Source organism: Bacillus sp. S3 (genome assembly GCF_005154805.1).
In the GTDB taxonomy this organism is placed as follows: Bacteria; Bacillota; Bacilli; order Bacillales; family Cytobacillaceae; genus Neobacillus.
In genome coordinates, this window is record NZ_CP039727.1 from 4,663,637 (window position 1) to 4,680,277 (window position 16,641).

11 protein-coding genes are annotated in these 16,641 nt (G+C 40.9%); all 11 read right to left on the minus strand.

The genetic code is table 11. From position 1 onward, the window contains the following. Complete coding sequence (locus tag FAY30_RS22405) at window positions 1-1,755, minus strand: ABC transporter ATP-binding protein (RefSeq protein ID WP_149871950.1); 1,755 nt, start codon at window positions 1,753-1,755, stop codon at window positions 1-3. A gap of 200 nt (window positions 1,756-1,955) precedes the next feature. Beyond that, window positions 1,956-5,126 (minus strand): beta-galactosidase subunit alpha, encoded by a 3,171-nt coding sequence (gene ebgA / locus FAY30_RS22410; RefSeq protein ID WP_149871951.1) that lies wholly within the window; start codon window positions 5,124-5,126, stop codon window positions 1,956-1,958. Between the two features lie 42 nt (window positions 5,127-5,168). Beyond that, window positions 5,169-6,041, minus strand: a complete 873-nt coding sequence (locus FAY30_RS22415) for an ROK family protein (protein WP_149871952.1) — start codon at window positions 6,039-6,041, stop codon at window positions 5,169-5,171. Window positions 6,042-6,065: 24 nt separating this feature from the next. Further along, the gene (locus FAY30_RS22420; RefSeq protein WP_149871953.1) at window positions 6,066-6,980 is read right to left on the minus strand and encodes an ROK family protein; all 915 of its coding nucleotides are present in this window, start codon (window positions 6,978-6,980) and stop codon (window positions 6,066-6,068) included. Window positions 6,981-7,022: 42 nt separating this feature from the next. Beyond that, window positions 7,023-8,438 (minus strand): glycoside hydrolase family 1 protein, encoded by a 1,416-nt coding sequence (locus tag FAY30_RS22425; RefSeq protein WP_149871954.1) that lies wholly within the window; start codon window positions 8,436-8,438, stop codon window positions 7,023-7,025. 263 nt (window positions 8,439-8,701) lie between these two features. Further along, on the minus strand, window positions 8,702-10,207 hold the full coding sequence (locus FAY30_RS22430) for a response regulator transcription factor (RefSeq protein WP_149871955.1): 1,506 nt from the start codon (window positions 10,205-10,207) through the stop codon (window positions 8,702-8,704). Beyond that, entirely contained in the window at window positions 10,200-12,002 is a 1,803-nt protein-coding gene (locus tag FAY30_RS22435; protein WP_149871956.1) for a sensor histidine kinase, read from the minus strand. Before FAY30_RS22435 ends, FAY30_RS22430 begins: the two co-directional genes overlap by 8 nt. Window positions 12,003-12,070: 68 nt before the next feature. Next, complete coding sequence (locus tag FAY30_RS22440; RefSeq protein WP_149871957.1) at window positions 12,071-13,528, minus strand: ABC transporter substrate-binding protein; 1,458 nt, start codon at window positions 13,526-13,528, stop codon at window positions 12,071-12,073. A 21-nt stretch (window positions 13,529-13,549) separates the two neighbouring features. Then, the gene (locus FAY30_RS22445) at window positions 13,550-14,539 is read right to left on the minus strand and encodes a carbohydrate ABC transporter permease (RefSeq protein ID WP_149871958.1); all 990 of its coding nucleotides are present in this window, start codon (window positions 14,537-14,539) and stop codon (window positions 13,550-13,552) included. Between the two features lie 44 nt (window positions 14,540-14,583). After that, window positions 14,584-15,513, minus strand: a complete 930-nt coding sequence (locus tag FAY30_RS22450) for an ABC transporter permease (protein ID WP_149871959.1) — start codon at window positions 15,511-15,513, stop codon at window positions 14,584-14,586. A 188-nt stretch (window positions 15,514-15,701) separates the two neighbouring features. Continuing rightward, window positions 15,702-16,622 carry a glycosyltransferase family 2 protein gene (locus FAY30_RS22455; protein WP_190284732.1) on the minus strand — a complete coding sequence of 307 codons (921 nt, stop codon included), beginning with the start codon at window positions 16,620-16,622 and terminating at the stop codon, window positions 15,702-15,704. Window positions 16,623-16,641 lie beyond the last annotated feature (19 nt).

The window sequence follows — 16,641 nt, forward strand, 5'->3', positions numbered from 1 at the left end:
CTACCTTACGAGCCTTTCCATAATAGCTTCTTGGTCCTGGTATTGAATATTATACGTTCTTCGATACGGTCCATTGCCGGCCAACAGCTGCTCATGTGTTCCTCGTTCAATAATTCGTCCGTGCTCTAATACTAAAATTTCATCTGCATGTTTCAATGAGGAAATACGATGCGCAATGATAAAGGTGGTTCTCCCCTTCATGACCTCCCGTAAGGCTTGTTGAATTTGAAATTCTGTTTCCATATCCACAGCACTCGTCGAATCATCTAAAATAAGGATGGCCGGATTCAGACAAATGGCACGGGCAATCGCAATCCTTTGTTTTTGCCCTCCAGAAAGACCCATTCCCCGTTCTCCCAGCATCGTGTTATACCCGTCCGGAAGCTCCATAATAAAATCATGTGCTTGAGCCCGTTTAGCAGCATCGATAATTTCATCCATTGACGCATCCGGCCTTCCGTAAGCAATATTCGCTTTAATGGTAGACGAAAACAGAAAGGTTTCCTGTAACACGATTCCAATCTGTGAGCGAAGCATGCTTAACCCATACTCCTTAATTGGACGGCCGTCAATCAGAATATCCCCTGCGGATGTTTCATAAAAGCGAGATAAAAGCTGAATCACGCTGGTTTTTCCGGAACCGGTGGCGCCGATAAAGCCAATGGTTGAACCTGGAGGCGCATCGAAACTTACATCCTGTAGGACGGCTGTTTCTTCTTTATGATACTGGAATGACACATGTCGAAAAACAACATGCCCATCCATTTTCCCACTGCCTCTTACATGATCTTCATCATATATAGTTTCATTCGCTTCTAACACTTCAAGGAGCCTTTCGCCGGAAGCCTTGGCCTGCGAGAACATATTAATGGTAAATCCCAGGTTCATGACAGGCCATAGAATATACCAAACAAGACTGTAAAAGGCTACAAGCTCCCCGGGTTTTACCTCTCCATTTATTACCTGATATCCGCCAAATGCCAATAATGTGACAACAGAGATGTTTCCAATCAGCTCCATTAAAGGAAAATACTTCGACCAAACCGATGCCGTATGAAGCTGTTTCACTCTGTAATCATGATTGGATGCAGTAAAGCGCTCAATCTCGACCCCTTCTTTCGATAAAGCTTTAACCGTGTGGATTCCGCTTATATTTTCCTGTACCTTTGTATTTAAGCGGCCGAACGATTCTCGAATCCCGCGAAACGCCGGATGTACAGCTTTGTCGAACTTATAAACAACAATGCTCAAGAATGGCAGTGCGATAATGGTGACCAGAGTGAGGGAAACAGAGTAATAGAACATGACACACAAACTGGCACCGACCTGAATAACAAACCGGAGTACCTCTGCAAAACCGAATGACACAAAAAAACGGAAGCCCTCCACATCCGCGGTCAACCGGGACATTAAGTCCCCTGTCTTCGCATTATCATAATAGCTGAATGACAGCCGCTGCAGCTTTTCATATAGGGCGTTTCGAAGAAGGTATACTGATTTAATGCCGAACATATCCGCCAAATAATGCTGAATATAGGTTGACAGCCCTTTTACTGCCATAATCATGATAAACCCCAGCGAAATCCATGGCACCCAGCCATATTGTCTGCCAAGTACCACATCATCAATCGTCATTTGTAAAATGACCGGATAAACAACAGTAATACCCGCCATGATTATTAGAAAAAGCGTCGACCAAATGAAGTCCCGTTTATAAGGAAGATAAAACGATTTTAACTTTTTAAAAACTAACATATTTTCCTCCCTTTTGATAAAAATATTTTGCATGCTTTAATGATATATAACGAGACTAGAAATTATTTCTTAAATTTTATATTTCGGCTAACTAAATTTTTAAAAAAAATGATTCCATGGAACAGTCCCTTAACAAATACAATTACTTCTAACAAAAAAAAACAGGCCAATTTTGCAAAGGACGTGGCCTGTTTCAATTTTTATTGATGAAAACTCACTGCCTTCATTCCATTCCGGAATCTTAAAGACTTACCTATTTCAACTGGTGTAATCTCAGCCGCTGAAAATGGCTTTAAAGATACCGCGAATTGAAAATCTTTACATTCTAGCTGATACGGTTTCGTCAAATCGGGACCACAGCTTGCAGAGCCAATTCCATTCTGCCCGTAATCAAGATGAAAGGTAATAGAATCTTGTTTTTTCAAATCGTACGTATGCTGTGCTTGATCAAGATTTTCGGTTGTATAATAGTGCGCACTGAAATCGAGCATCGGATTACCTGCTGCCACAAAGCCTATTCCACTAGGGTCCGTAACGGCAACCCAGCGGACCTCATGGCGATTGCCGTTTTCCTGCGGATAGATATAGGGAGTAAAAAGCTCCTCCACCTTTTTAGCATAAACGCTAACCCGGTTAGCTTGTTTGCTGTCGCTATAGGCCTCCCCCGGACCACGCCCATACCAAGTCACATCATCAAAATAAACTGGCAGCTTCATTTGCAAGCCAATCCGCGGCAGTGTTTTGGGTCCATCACCCTCTAGAGAGGCTTGTACGTCGATATCTATTTCACCATTACTATCAATCATATACGTGTATGTGGCGCGGATTCCCCAAGCAAGGATGGGCGGGGCAATGCGAACACTTGAAGTAATCACTACCCTGTCTTTATTCTCCGTTTGCTGCCATTCCACACCATCAACACGGTGCTGCAGCCAGTGGAGACCAAATTGCCTCCAGCTGACAGCGGAGCGGTGATCATTATCAATTAATGCCCGCCAAAATTGCAGCTTCGGGCCCGCTTCTAACAGGGGAAGTCCTTGATAGGTCCATGTATCCATTGTTCCATCGATAAGATTGAAGGCAATAGAGAAATCTTCACCCTTTATTACCAATCTGTTATGGGTTTCCACACATTCAAGCGGTGCAGGCAGCGGCTGAACTGCCTTTTCACGGTATGTTTTTTTTACAGGCAATTCAAATTGTGCCCATGCCATTTCATGTCCTGTTTTCGCCCATACCGTATCAACGCCCAATGTAAACTGCAGGTGCAGCCAATAATCCGTATTTGGTTTGATGTGGGAAGGAAGCGTAAATGGAATCGAAAGCCGTGTACTTTCACCTGGCGCGATATTCGGTGCCGGCATCACGCCTTGTTCAATCGGCTTACCATCAGCCTCAATCGACCAAGATACGTTCAAATGTGCTAAGGAAATAAAATCATACCGGTTGGTGATTATTACTTCCCCTGTTTTTACATTCACCGCTTCCACATGTACCGGTTCGATGACTTTCTTATACTCAATTAATCCAGGTGAAGGGGTCCGGTCCGGATTCACGAGCCCGTCGATAACAAAGTTATAATCATTCGGGGTATCGCCGAAATCGCCCCCGTAGGCAAAGTATTCCTCACCCGCTTCCGTCAAGCGACGAATGCCATGATCACACCATTCCCAGACAAAGCCTCCCTGCAATCGTCTATATTTGTAAATCAGATCCCAATAGTCTTTGATTCCCCCGGGGCCATTTCCCATCGCATGAACATATTCACAAAGAATATGCGGTTTCGCTAGATCTGTTCTCTTTCCCCATTTTTCGAGAATTTCTAGAGATGTATACATGGATGAATGAACGTCCGAAACGGATGGATCTCTTTTTGGATCATTATCGTCCTCGCGCATAATGCTCGCCGACTCACCTTCGTAATGGACGAGACGCGTCGGGTCATTTTCTTTCATCCACTCACCCATGGCATCATGATTACGTCCATATCCTGATTCGTTCCCTAAGGACCACATAATAATTGATGGATGATTCTTATCACGGGCAACCATCCTTTTGGCCCTGTCGACATATGCCTCTTCCCATTCAGAATCATCGCTTAACATATTGCTTGGACCCACATAATCGATCCCGTGGGTTTCCAGGTCTGCTTCATCAATGACATACATGCCATACGTATCACAAAGATCATAAAACCTTGGATCATTTGGATAATGAGCTGTTCTTACAGCGTTAATATGATGCTGCTTCATTAAAATAATGTCATTCTCCATGGCAGCAAGCGGCACAGCACGACCCAAATCCGGGTGAGAATCATGCCGGTTGACCCCTTTTAGCTTGATTGCCGCACCATTGACAAGGAAAACACCATCCTTAAGTTCAATCGAACGAAATCCGGTTTTATTTGGCACTACTTCTACAATGTTTCCACCCGCATCTTTCAGGCTAACCAGCAAATGATAGATATATGGATGTTCCGCAGACCATTTTTTGGGACTTTCCACCGGGATATCGATAGTCGCTTTGACAGTTTGATCACTTGGAGCGGCCACTAGCTGTGAATGGACAGAAACTAAGTTTCCTTCCCGATCAAGCAGGCGGTATTCAAGTTGATAGTTTTCCAGTTGTTGATGACTGCCATTTTCGATTGCTGTCTCAATTTTAAGAATCGCATCTTCATAGTTTTCATCCAGATTGGTTGTAACGAACAGGTCTTGAATATGCACCTTCGGCTTCGCTAACAGATACACATCCCGGAAGATACCGCTTAACCACCACATATCCTGATCTTCTAGATAACTGCCATCAGACCATTGATACACCCTGACTGCTAAGGTATTATTCCCTTCACGAATAGCGGAAGAGATATCAAATTCTGCCGGGATTCGGCTTCCCTGACTATAACCAACCTCAATCCCATTTACCCAAACATGAAAGGCACTATCCACACCTTCAAAACGTAGAATAATCTTTTGCTGCATCCATTCCGGTGGAATATAGAAACTTCTCCTATAAGAACCTGTTGGATTTTCGGTTGGTACATAAGGAGGATCCACTGGAAACGGGTATTGAACATTCGTGTAGTGCGGCTTCCCATACCCATTCATCTGCCAGTTAGAGGGAACCATAAGCTCATCCCACCCGCTCACATCAAAGCTATCTTGATAAAAACGGTCTGGTCCATGGAAGGGATTTTCAGCATAATGAAATTTCCACATTCCATTTAACAGCTTAAACCCTTTGGAATTTGCCCTTTCATACGTTAATGCTGATAGAGTATCCGTAAACGAATAGAAGTAAGCTCGCTCAGGCAATCGTCCTCTTTGAAGGATAGAAATGTTTTCCCAGTCATTTTTCTTAGTCTGAACCACTTAAAGATCTCCCTTCCATACTGCCCATTAATGCGGGACAGATTATCTTTGTATTTCTTCTGTAAACGCCTGATGGGCAATTAGAAGTGATCCCGTAATCCCTGCATCATCGCCTAGTCCAGGGCGCACTATGTATTCTGTTAAGTCTGGCAAAGAAACATAATCAGAAAGAAACTCCTGCAAATACTTATAAATAGAAGAGAATACTTGTTTCTGATTCATCACCCCGCCGCCCAGAATAATCCGTTTTGGTGATAGGATTAAAATATACTGCATCAGTGCTTGGGCAATATAGTAGCCTTCTAAATCCCATACTTCCTTTCGATCCACCAAGTCAATCCCCTTGGCTTTCCAGCGTTCTTCAATTGCGGGGCCAGCCGCAAGACCTTCTAAACAATCTCCATGATAGGGGCACTTACCTTGATAGTGATCATTCGGATGACGCCTTACAAGGATATGGCCCATTTCTGGATGTGACAGGCCTTGAAGAAGCTTGCCTTGAACCACGGCACCCGCTCCAATTCCCGTACCAACTGTAATGTACAAGCAGCTGTCCAAGCCTTTAGCCGCACCGAGGGTGGCCTCCCCTAAAGCTGCCGCATTCACATCTGTATTGAAACCAATCGGTACCGAAAAGGCATCTCTCAATGCTTGAACAAACGGATAGCCCGTCCATGCCAGCTTCGGTGTAGATGTAATCGTTCCATATGTCGGACTTTCTCGATTGACATCAATAGGGCCAAATGAACCAACCCCAATTGCATCAAGTTCATATTTCTTAAAAAATGCCATTACCTCAGCCATCGTCTCCTCAGGCACTGTGGTTGGGATCTTGATTCGCTCAATAATTGTGCCCGACTCATCTCCAACCGCACAAACAAATTTTGTTCCTCCTGCTTCAATTGCACCATACATTTTTTGGTTTCCTCCAAATCATTATTAGTTAATGCTTTTGTGCACCCGTAAGAAATGAAACAAGGCGCCCATTAAGTTTGCGTCGTTATCAAATTGGCAGGCTTCCACCTCAATAGACAGCGTCGAGATATCATCCTTTAATCCCTTCAATTCGCGATTAATCCCGCTAATGACTTCCCGGCGCTTACTAATCCCGCCTCCGATAAGAATCTTTTCAGGATCTAAAGCATATTTCAAATTATAAATTCCAATCGCTATCCGTTTATAAAATTGTGCAATACTTTCTAGAGCAATGGAGTCTCCCGACTCTGCCAGACGAAATACTTCCTCTCCGTCTAATGAACAGTGTGTCAGTGATTTCTTCCTTTCAACTTCTCGGACAAGGGCATTCGTGGAGGCTGATTGACTCCAGGTTGAATGAAGCGGATTCTTCCCCGCTTGGAGGGCTCCGCCCATGATCATGTACCCAAACTCACCGCCATGAAGCGTTGCCCCGCGTAATATGGAATGGTTCATGACAATGCTGCCACCAATGCCTGTACCAATCACAATACAAATAAAGTAATCCACATCTTTAGCCGCCCCTAACCAGCCTTCCGCCAAAGCAGCGCAATTGGCATCATTTTCAATCGATACCGGAAGACCTGTCCGTTCCTTTATCAGGCTAGTCATGGGAACTCCATGAATATAAGGAAGAGCACTTGCACCGCCAATAAATCCTGTTTTCACTTCGACAGCACCGGGTGAACTTAAAGCAATGCCCTGGAGTTCATAGGAATCTCTCAAATCTTTTACGATCTCACAAATGGTTTGCAAAAAAGGCTCTAATCCTTCCTTCGGTGTTGGAAACTTCCCGCTGACCAGTTTGTTCCCCTCTTGATCCATTACAGCATATTTTATATACGTGCCGCCGATATCAAATACCATATAAGCTTTCATCGGAATCCCCTCTTTAAGAATTTCGTTTGCCTTGGAACCTGGTTAAAAACCGTTATGATCAGACAACTGTTTATACCATCTGCCTGATTTCTTAATGGTACGTTTTAAATCATTGTTTAAATCTACTTCTACTAATCCATAGCGATTCTTATATGCATTTGCCCATGACCAGTTGTCCACAAATGTCCAAAGGTGATAGCCAAGGCATTTGGCCCCTTCCTCTAGTCCTTTATGCACCCATTTCAGGTGTTCTTGAATAAATTCAATCCGATAATCATCCTCAATAAATCCTTCTGCATTGCGGAATTTCGCTTCCCCTTCAACTCCCATACCGTTCTCTGAGATAAAGAAAGGAATATTGTCATAATGATCACGAATATCGATCATAATGTCATAGATGACCTCCTCGCAGATTTCCCAGCCTCTATGTGGATTGATCTTCCGCCCAGGCATAATGTACGGATCAAATAGATGCTCCGGCATGAACGGGGCACCCGCCGGCACCGGCTCTTCCTTAGCTTTAACGCGGCGCGGCTGATAATAGTTCACGCCCAATAGATCAATCGGGTTATTTTTGATAATCTCTAAATCTCCCATTTCGACTACCGGAAGCAGTTCTCTTTCTTTTAAAATGGCAATCAAATCGGCAGGGTACTCCCCTTTTGTAACCGGATCAAGAAAGCTGCGGTTAAAGAAAAGGTCGGAGATATGTGCGGCCTTGACATCTGCCGGATCCTGACTTCGCGGATAGGATGGCGTTAAGTTTAGGATAATACCAATCTTACCGTCGCCTAGATTCAATTTTTTAAATGCTTCTACTGCCTTGGCATGGGCCACAATCGTATGATGGGCCACCTGCGCGCCTCGCTTGAAATCTACGATATTCGGATAATGCCAATTATATAAATAGCCGGCCTCGACTGGAACGATTGGTTCGTTAAAGGTAAACCAATATTTAACCCGGTCGCCAAACAATGTAAAGCAGGTTTCAGCAAATTTCACATAGGCCTCAACGACTTCCCGGCTTTCCCAGCCGCCTTTTTCCTGCATGCACATCGGCATATCGAAATGGTAGAGATTCATGAATGGTTCAATATCATTTGCAATCAGTTCGTCAATGACGCGATTGTAAAAATCAACCGCCTGCTGATTGACTTCCCCGACTCCATTCGGAATTAACCGCGACCATTGAATCGAGGTCCGGAATGAATTATGCCCCGTTTCCTTCATTAACTCGATATCCTGTTTATATCGGTGGTAGAAGTCTGAGGTTTGCTCCGGTCCTACTTGATTATGAAAGCTCTCCGGTTCAATGCTGTACCAATAGTCATATAGGTTTGGCTTTTTCCCATCGATATTTGCTGCCCCTTCTGTTTGCGGACCAGATGATGCACTTCCCCACCAGAAACCATTTGGAAAGCGATAAGTAGGTTGATTCTTAAGCGAAGTATTTTTCATAATTTATCACCGTCTCTTTTTATAATATAAGATTTATAAATTCTGACTTCGAGAATTGTCTAGCTCCAGCGCGCTTGCGGCTAGTGTCCTTCGCTCTCCGCCCTACGATAAGTCAACATCGAATCGCCTCCGGCTCTTCGTGTTTCCTTTATCTCAGTTGGAGCGCTCCACAAGGAAAGCTTCGGCAGCATAGGCATCGCACGAAGAAAAAGCGTTAGCTTTTTCGAGGAGGCCATACGCCGCTGACCAGGGCGCTTGCGCTTTTATATTTTTCTCCACTCACTTGGTGTGAGCCCAATTGTTTTCTTAAATTGTTTATAAAAATATGTCGTATCAGAATAGCCTACTTTTTTGCCAATTTCTCCTGCCCGATAGTGGGTTGTTTTTAACAATTCCTTTGCTTTTTCCAATCGATACCGGTTTAGGTATTCAGAAAAGACAACCCCTACTTCTTTTTGAAATAGCTGTCCTAAATAAATGACATTTACATGAAACTGTTGTCCCAAGGTTTTTAACGAAATCCCTTGGTCATAGGAAGCATGAATATAATCAAGGACATTTTGGACAATGGGACTGCGCATATTTGCCTGATTATGAATGGATAAAAGCAATTCGCGACAATATTCCTTCATAATTGCTTTCAGATGCTCCACGTTTTGGCTATAGGCTATTCTTTCCACGGCAGCTGTATAATAGGAAACATCGTCTTGCTGCAGCGAATAATGGATATAGGAAATAAGATCAAACGTATATTTTCTGGCAGATTGAGGGGAGATAAAAGGCGACTTCTTGGTTAATTCCTCAAAAAACAGGTCAACCACTTGCAAGGTCTCTCCATCCGCTTTCAATAGCTGCTTAACGATACATTCTTTGAATTCCTGCTGTTTTTTGACTTCTTCATGCCTATCAATCGGTAACATTTCTGAAAGAAGTACATTAGGATTTGAAAAGGGCTGCAGCAAACAAAACCCAATGGCATTCGTAAAACTCTCTTCCAATTCCTCTATCCTTTTAACCGGATTTCCCATCGATAAATAGAATAAACCTGAAGCGCTTCCTTCATTATTGAGATGCTCCACCAGGCTTTGATTCAATTGATGTAACTCCTCTTCACTCTTTCCGCCAAAAATAATAATTAATTCTTGGTTTGGACTGTATAGACAGGCCGCTGAATAATGCTCTTCAATATAGTTCCTAATTTCCTTTGATATTTCCGCATTTTGAAACTGTTCGAAACTTAATATAGAGACATTATGAAATGGCTGAACAAATTGGATATTATATAATGATAGTCTTTCAAAGCAATCATTTTTATTAATTTCACCGTTTAAATATCGCCATAATGTATTATCCAAAAGTGTGGACCGTTCCTGTATCTGATTGCCGCCTGTCATGGTTTTCAATTTACGCCCAACATTTTGGATGGTTGTGACTAATTCATCCTCATCCACTGGTTTGACTAAATAATTTTCAATTCCCAATAACAGACCCTGCTTAATAAACTCAAACTCCTGGTAACCTGTTAACACAATACTTTTAACCTTTGGCTGGATTTTCTTCACTTCTTTAATTAGATCTAACCCGGACATCTCACCCATCATAATATCTGTGATCAGAATGTCGATTGGGTTGTCTTTTAAAAAAATGAGGGCCTCTTCTCCGCTTTCTGCTGTTAACACAATTTCAAACCCATAATCCTCCCAATCTAACAGTGCCTGAAGGCCAATTGTAATCAGTGGTTCATCATCGACAAGCATCACCCTATACATTCGTGCCCCCCCTTGCTGGAATCAATAGTGTGACAATTGTTCCCTTATCTTTGGTGCTTTTTAGTGTTAGACCGAACGGAGCCCCGTACTTCAGTTTCAGACGCTGATGGATATTTCTTAATCCAATTGATTCCATTTCATCACCCTCTTCACAATTGATATGATGGATAATCTTTTCAAGTGCCTCTATTGGCATGCCCTTACCATTATCCTCCACACTTATTTCAACCATTTCTTCATGAGACGTGGCACGTATGAATAATTCGTTATCTGACTGGCCTTTCCTAAAACCATGCACAAAATAATTTTCAACAATTGGCTGTAAAATTAATTTTTGTACCAGTGTTTGTTCAACATTACATGGAATATCAAAGTGAACCTGTAATTTGTTTGGAAATTTAAATTGCATCAATTTTAAATACTGATTGACATACTCTATTTCTGTATATAAGGGAACGGTGTCTTTTGATTCTAACGAGTAGCGGAACAGTTTCGATAAATGGAAAATCATTTTACTTGAAGTCTTAGACCCCTCGACAACGGCAACCATCCGGATCGCCTCTAGCGTATTAAATAAAAAATGCGGATCAATTTGTGCCTGGAGTGCTTTTAATTCAGCTTCCTGCTGTTTCAGATTTAATAGATAAAATTCTTCAATATAGTTATTCAACTCATCTAACATGGAATTGATATTAACCGCAATCTTTGATAATTCATCTTCACGCTTTGATTTTGGAATTCTTGCATCAAGGTTTCCCTTTTCCACCTGACGAATAATGGCAACAATCCGATTAATTCGCCGTGAATAATTGTAAGTAAAGGAATAGGTAATCAAAATCGATATGATGATGAAAAAGATGATCACACCCCACATAGTTCCCCTTACAATGGTAAGCTTCTGCCATCCCTTGTCGGGAATCACACTGATGTAGGTATAATCTCCCTTGTTGGCAATCGTATTTATATAAAAATGGTCATTGTTCCACTTCATTTTCGTTTCATTTGTTTCTTGCTTGATCTGTTTGATCATATCTGTTGGGACATGAGCCTTATTTACCGAATAGATGATCTCGCCCTCATCATCCATTAAAAAAAAGGAAGCAGGCGTCCGGTCATGCTTTTTAACAATTTTGTCTAAACGGTTAGTAGAGTAATAAATTTGTATTTCTCCTAGTTTTTTCAATGTCACTGGATTATTAATGAAAACCTTTTTTGTAATGGTATCCTTTAATTTCCGGTGATTTTCCCGGTCCCCGTTGGACCTTGGAAGCAGTTCCGCCAAAAGCGAATTTGAGTTTAATACATCAGAATTTGCTATTATACTTTTATCCCATCGCAAACGATTGTAGATTAACAAATATTCAATCGCGGGATTTTCTACCGATTGTAAATTGATGGCATTAATATCGCTGTCTTGACCAAAATATGCATTAAAATACGTATCAATATTCGTAGGTTGAAACGATGGACTTTCCGAGAATTTATCTAAGCGATATTCTAAATATTTCTCATAGCCGTTATGAAGAGCGAAGGAAAAGTCATCAATCACATCCCCTTTTACATAGAAGTCACGTTTTGCCCGATTAACATCTGAGTCTTTAGCGGAAAAGTAGTCCTCGACCCTTTCCAATGTTCTTGTATTAATATTCACTTCCTTTTGTATGATCACATCGGAATAATAGTTGCTTATGGTAACAATTAAGATAATAACGGTTACAATAATTGTGAGTGAGGAAATGAAAAATAGTTTATTGAAAATGTTTTGGCTAAACCGTAATTTTCTTCTTTTTGACATGTTGAGACCCTCGATTATACGGAAATAAAATCAAGCCGGAATGTTACACCCAGCTTGATTTTTACTATTTACTTTTGCTTACTTTTCCAATCATCATATTGCTTTTGAATTTCTTTTAATACTTTGTCAATGCCAGCTTCTTTTAATTTCTTATTGTATTTTGGCAGGTATTCTTCAGGGTTAACAGATCCTGTTGCCAATGCCGGATAGAACTCTTTAGAGATATTCGTAATCGCTGCAAGCTCAGATCTCACTGGGTCACTGTCAAAGTGGAAACCAAGTGTTGGTGCTGGTTTTGCAGATGCATTAAATTCTTCAAACTTTTCCCATTTGTCTTTAGGATCATTGTCATATAAATCTAAGATAAAGAAGTTTCCTAAAGAATAGGTTGGCACATTGTAACTATCAATACGAGCTGGAAGATCTTTAATCGTCCCATCCTCGCTCTTTTCATAGTGAACGCCTTCAATTCCTTTGTCTACTAGGTTACGAAGATATGGATCAGTGTTAAGCAGATTTAAGAATTCCATTGCTTTTTCAGGGTTCTTAGATGTTGCAGAGATGGACTGAATGGAACCGGATACAGAATCATTAATCGTAACTGGGTTTTCAGCCGGAACAGAAACCACATCGTACTTAGCTGCACGGCTCCAAACTAAATCAGCGTACGGTTGGGAATCGCCCATACGGACAAACCAGTTTTCTACATCCATTGGCCAGCTGTCTTTGCTTGTTGCCGCATCTTCTTTAAGATAACCTGCTTTGTAATAATTATGCATTGTTTTATACGTTTTCATGGCTAGATCAGATTCGAATGGGTTAATGACCTTGTCTCTGTCGCCTTCAAACGGGATGGCAAATGGCATTTCATTATTAAAGATATAGTCAAATGGAAGATACGCTTTGAATGTTGCCATTGGCGTAATCTTTGTTTCATTTTCTTTAATGACTTTTAGCATTGGTTCAAGGTCTTCCAGGCTTTGTACCTTTGAAATATCGAAGTTGTATTTTTCGACTAGACGTTTGTTGAATGTATAAACCGTTTGTCTTGCAGCCTCTTTATTAGTCGGAACACCGTAAATTTTTCCATTTACCTTAATTCCTTCTAATAACGCAGGATTGATTGCTTGTTTTACATCTTTTCCTTCCTTATTTAACAGATCATCAATGGCCAGGAAAGCACCCTTTTGTGAATTTTGAACATAATCAGTACCATTTGTAAAGATAATATCAAATGGTTCGCCTGAATTAATCATCACTTGTGATTTTTGCGCCCAATCGCCCCAGTCTATTTGAGTCATCTTCACTGTGGCATTAATTTTCTTCTTCGTATACTTGTTTACTTCAGCAAATACTTTATCAGTATCCTTTTGTGGTGTACCAATAGTGTACCATTTAATTTCGTATGGCTCGCCTTTCTTACCGCCCTTATCTGCTGCAGAAGTGTCTTTATTGCTGCTGCAAGCAGCTAGAATGGTGCCAAGTGACAAAACTAATGCCAGTAATACAGCTAATTTCTTCTTCATTCAACTCTCCTCTTTCTATTTTTATTCTTTAACGCCGCCAATAGTCAGTCCGCTAATAAAGTACTTTTGGAAGAACGGGTACGAAACTGCTATCGGTAAGGTGGCGATTACAACCATGGCCATTTTGGCTGACTCTTGTGGGATGGTGTCAAACAAGCTTAACTGCATGCTGGCCACATCCATATTTTGTCTCATAAATTCAAGGTTTGCCTCTATTTTCATCAATAAAGATTGCAGTGGTACTAGATTTGGATCATCAATATACAGCAGCGCCGTAAACCAATCATTCCAATATCCTAGTGTACTAAACAAGGCAATCGTGGCAATCCCCGGTAATGAAAGCGGGAAGATAATTTGGAAGAAGATCCTCCACTCACTCGCTCCATCCATCCTTGCTGATTCTAAAATCGATTCGGAAACGGATTTTAAGAAGAACGTTCTCATAATGATAATATAAAACGCATTCATTGCAAGCGGCAGAATCAATGCCCAAATGGTATTCTTTAAACCTAAAAACTGGGTGACAACAATGTAAGTCGGTACCAGACCGCCGCTGAAAAGCATCGTAAAGAACGCCAGAAAGGTGAAAAATCTGCGATACTTAAATTGCGGTCTTGAAATGGCATAAGCATAAAACGTGATCATCAATACACTGATAATGGTACCGACAATCGTAATAAAAATCGTAACACCGTAAGAGCGGAAGAATTGTGCCTTCATCCCCCATAGATACTGGTAAGCATCCGTACTCCATTCTTTCGGAATCAGTTGAAATCCATTTCTTACAATACTTTCTTCACTTGTAAACGAGATAATAATGACATAGATAAAAGGAAAAATACACGCAAGCGCGAGAATCCCTAATAACACACTAAAAATGGTATTGACAACCGGGTGCAGGTGTTGAGGATCTCGGTATTTTTTCCTAACAATACTTGCCCCACCCCCTTTCAAATCTTGTGTTGATTCTGATATAGCGGCAGATGGTTGTGTTTGTAAGTTCTTTGGCATAATGAAGCCGCTAGGCGACTTTCCCTCCCTTCATGAAGGCGCTCTTAAAATAATGCGCTTTCTTCATCTACTTTTCTTACAATATAGTTCGTTATGATCACAAGGGTAAATCCAACAGCTGACTGATAAAGACCTGCTGCTGTACTCATTCCAATGTCACCTAAATTCATTAGACCGCGGTATACGAATGTATCGATAACATTTGTAACCGAATAAAGCGCACCTGAATCTCTTGGTACTTGATAAAATAATCCAAAATCCGAGTTGAAGATTCTGCCGATATTCATAATGGTTAAGATAATCATTAATGGTTTAAGCATTGGCAAGGTTACGTGCTTAATCTGTTTCCATTTTGATGCCCCATCAATCATCGCTGCCTCATAATACGTTCGATCAATTCCGACGATGGATGCTAAATACACGATACTGCCGTAACCGACACCTTTCCATAGACTCATAAACACGAGAATGAACGGCCAATATTTCGATTCGCTATACCATGAAACCGGGTCGATATGGAACCAGCCAAGAACATGGTTTAACAGGCCGTGATCCGTACTTAAGAAAGTGAAGACAAAGTAGCTTCCGATAACCCATGAAATAAAATGCGGAAAGAGAATGGAAGTCTGATAGACCTTTGATAACCTCTTATTCACCAGTTCACTGAGCAGGATCGCTGTTGCCACAGCTGCGATTAGCCCTACTACAATAAAGATAAGATTGTATACGAGGGTATTTCGCGTAATAATCCACGCATCACTCGTACTAAACAAATATTTAAAGTTATCCCAGCCGACCCAATCACTATTCATGATACTGGCAAAGAAGCCATCCGGATGAATCCGGAACTTCTTAAAGGCCAAAACTTGTCCAAACATCGGCAAATACGAGAATAAAAGCAGCCAAATCGTTCCGGGTAAGACCATCAGCAGCCAGATTCTATTTTTATATATATCACTCAATATATTTTTCATGTTTTTCCTCCTCTCGGGTGTTGTAAGCACTTCCATACCTTTATTTTATAGGGAAAGGGGGCCTTTTTATAGTTGACTAATTTGGGATTAAGTGCAAAAATCTTAGAAATTATTTCACTATGTGTTTAGGGAATATGTAAATAAAAAAGCAAGTATAGAATAATTGTCTATACTTGCCCTACAAGCTACTAAAAACTATATCTTACTTTTATATGATTTAGTTTCTCTCTTAAAATGGTATCAAATAGTGTTTCATCAATCGGCAAACTCTCCGCTTGTGTTTTTAATTTACTAAACACATGTAATAGTTTATCAAAATCTCCTTTTTCAGGGATAATGACGTTGGCATCGCCAAAAAACATATTAAACGTAACTAGCTCATCGTCATTCAAATTAAACTGGTTGTTTTTGAGTGCAGTGATATGTATTTTATCAAGAATCTCCTTTCTCTTCGTTCTTAGTCCTGGATCGCGTTGGGAGGTACCTGTTGAATTGTTATGACCCGTTCGGTATTTCAAAAAGCATTTATTTATATTCTCAAGTTTACCAATTACGGATAGATCAACCCAGAATGCGTAATCTGAACAAGCGAAATAGTCCTCCCGGTGTTTTACATTCGCATTCCTCACTGGCTCCATCCTGATCATAGCCGCCGGATTAGCGATGGGATTATGAAATAGTAACGAGAGATGAATATTTTCTGAGCCACTAGGCATTTTACTATATTTATCCGTTGATCCAAAAAACTGGAAATCACTGGAAACAGCTACAATATCTTGGTTCTCATTTAAAAATTCCACTTGCTCTTTCAGTCTGTCAGGAGTTGCCAAATCATCAGAGTCAATGAATGCGATATATTCACTCTCAGTTAATTGCAATCCTAAATTAATTATTTCCGGCAAACTTATTTTTTTCGATAGTTCAATTAATCGGATTCGTTTATCGGTATAGCTTTTGATGATTTCTTTAGAAGAATCGGTTGAGCAGTCATCGATAATTAAAAATTCAAAATCCCCGTATGTTTGCTCTAAAATACTGTCAATTGTGTCTTTCACATATTGCTCAGTATTAAAAACCGGCATGAATACCGTTAATTTTTTTGAGTCCATTATCATTCCCTCTAACTTT

Coding starts and splice junctions, on each gene's coding strand:
- FAY30_RS22440 (WP_149871957.1), bottom strand. CDS start 13,528: ATGAAGAAGAAATTAGCTGTATTACTGGCATTAGTTTTGTCACTTGGC.
- FAY30_RS22430 (WP_149871955.1), bottom strand. CDS start 10,207: ATGTATAGGGTGATGCTTGTCGATGATGAACCACTGATTACAATTGGC.
- FAY30_RS22455 (WP_190284732.1), bottom strand. CDS start 16,622: ATGGACTCAAAAAAATTAACGGTATTCATGCCGGTTTTTAATACTGAG.
- FAY30_RS22435 (WP_149871956.1), bottom strand. CDS start 12,002: ATGTCAAAAAGAAGAAAATTACGGTTTAGCCAAAACATTTTCAATAAA.
- FAY30_RS22450 (WP_149871959.1), bottom strand. CDS start 15,513: ATGAAAAATATATTGAGTGATATATATAAAAATAGAATCTGGCTGCTG.
- FAY30_RS22405 (WP_149871950.1), bottom strand. CDS start 1,755: ATGTTAGTTTTTAAAAAGTTAAAATCGTTTTATCTTCCTTATAAACGG.
- FAY30_RS22420 (WP_149871953.1), bottom strand. CDS start 6,980: ATGAAAGCTTATATGGTATTTGATATCGGCGGCACGTATATAAAATAT.
- FAY30_RS22415 (WP_149871952.1), bottom strand. CDS start 6,041: ATGTATGGTGCAATTGAAGCAGGAGGAACAAAATTTGTTTGTGCGGTT.
- FAY30_RS22445 (WP_149871958.1), bottom strand. CDS start 14,539: ATGCCAAAGAACTTACAAACACAACCATCTGCCGCTATATCAGAATCA.
- FAY30_RS22425 (WP_149871954.1), bottom strand. CDS start 8,438: ATGAAAAATACTTCGCTTAAGAATCAACCTACTTATCGCTTTCCAAAT.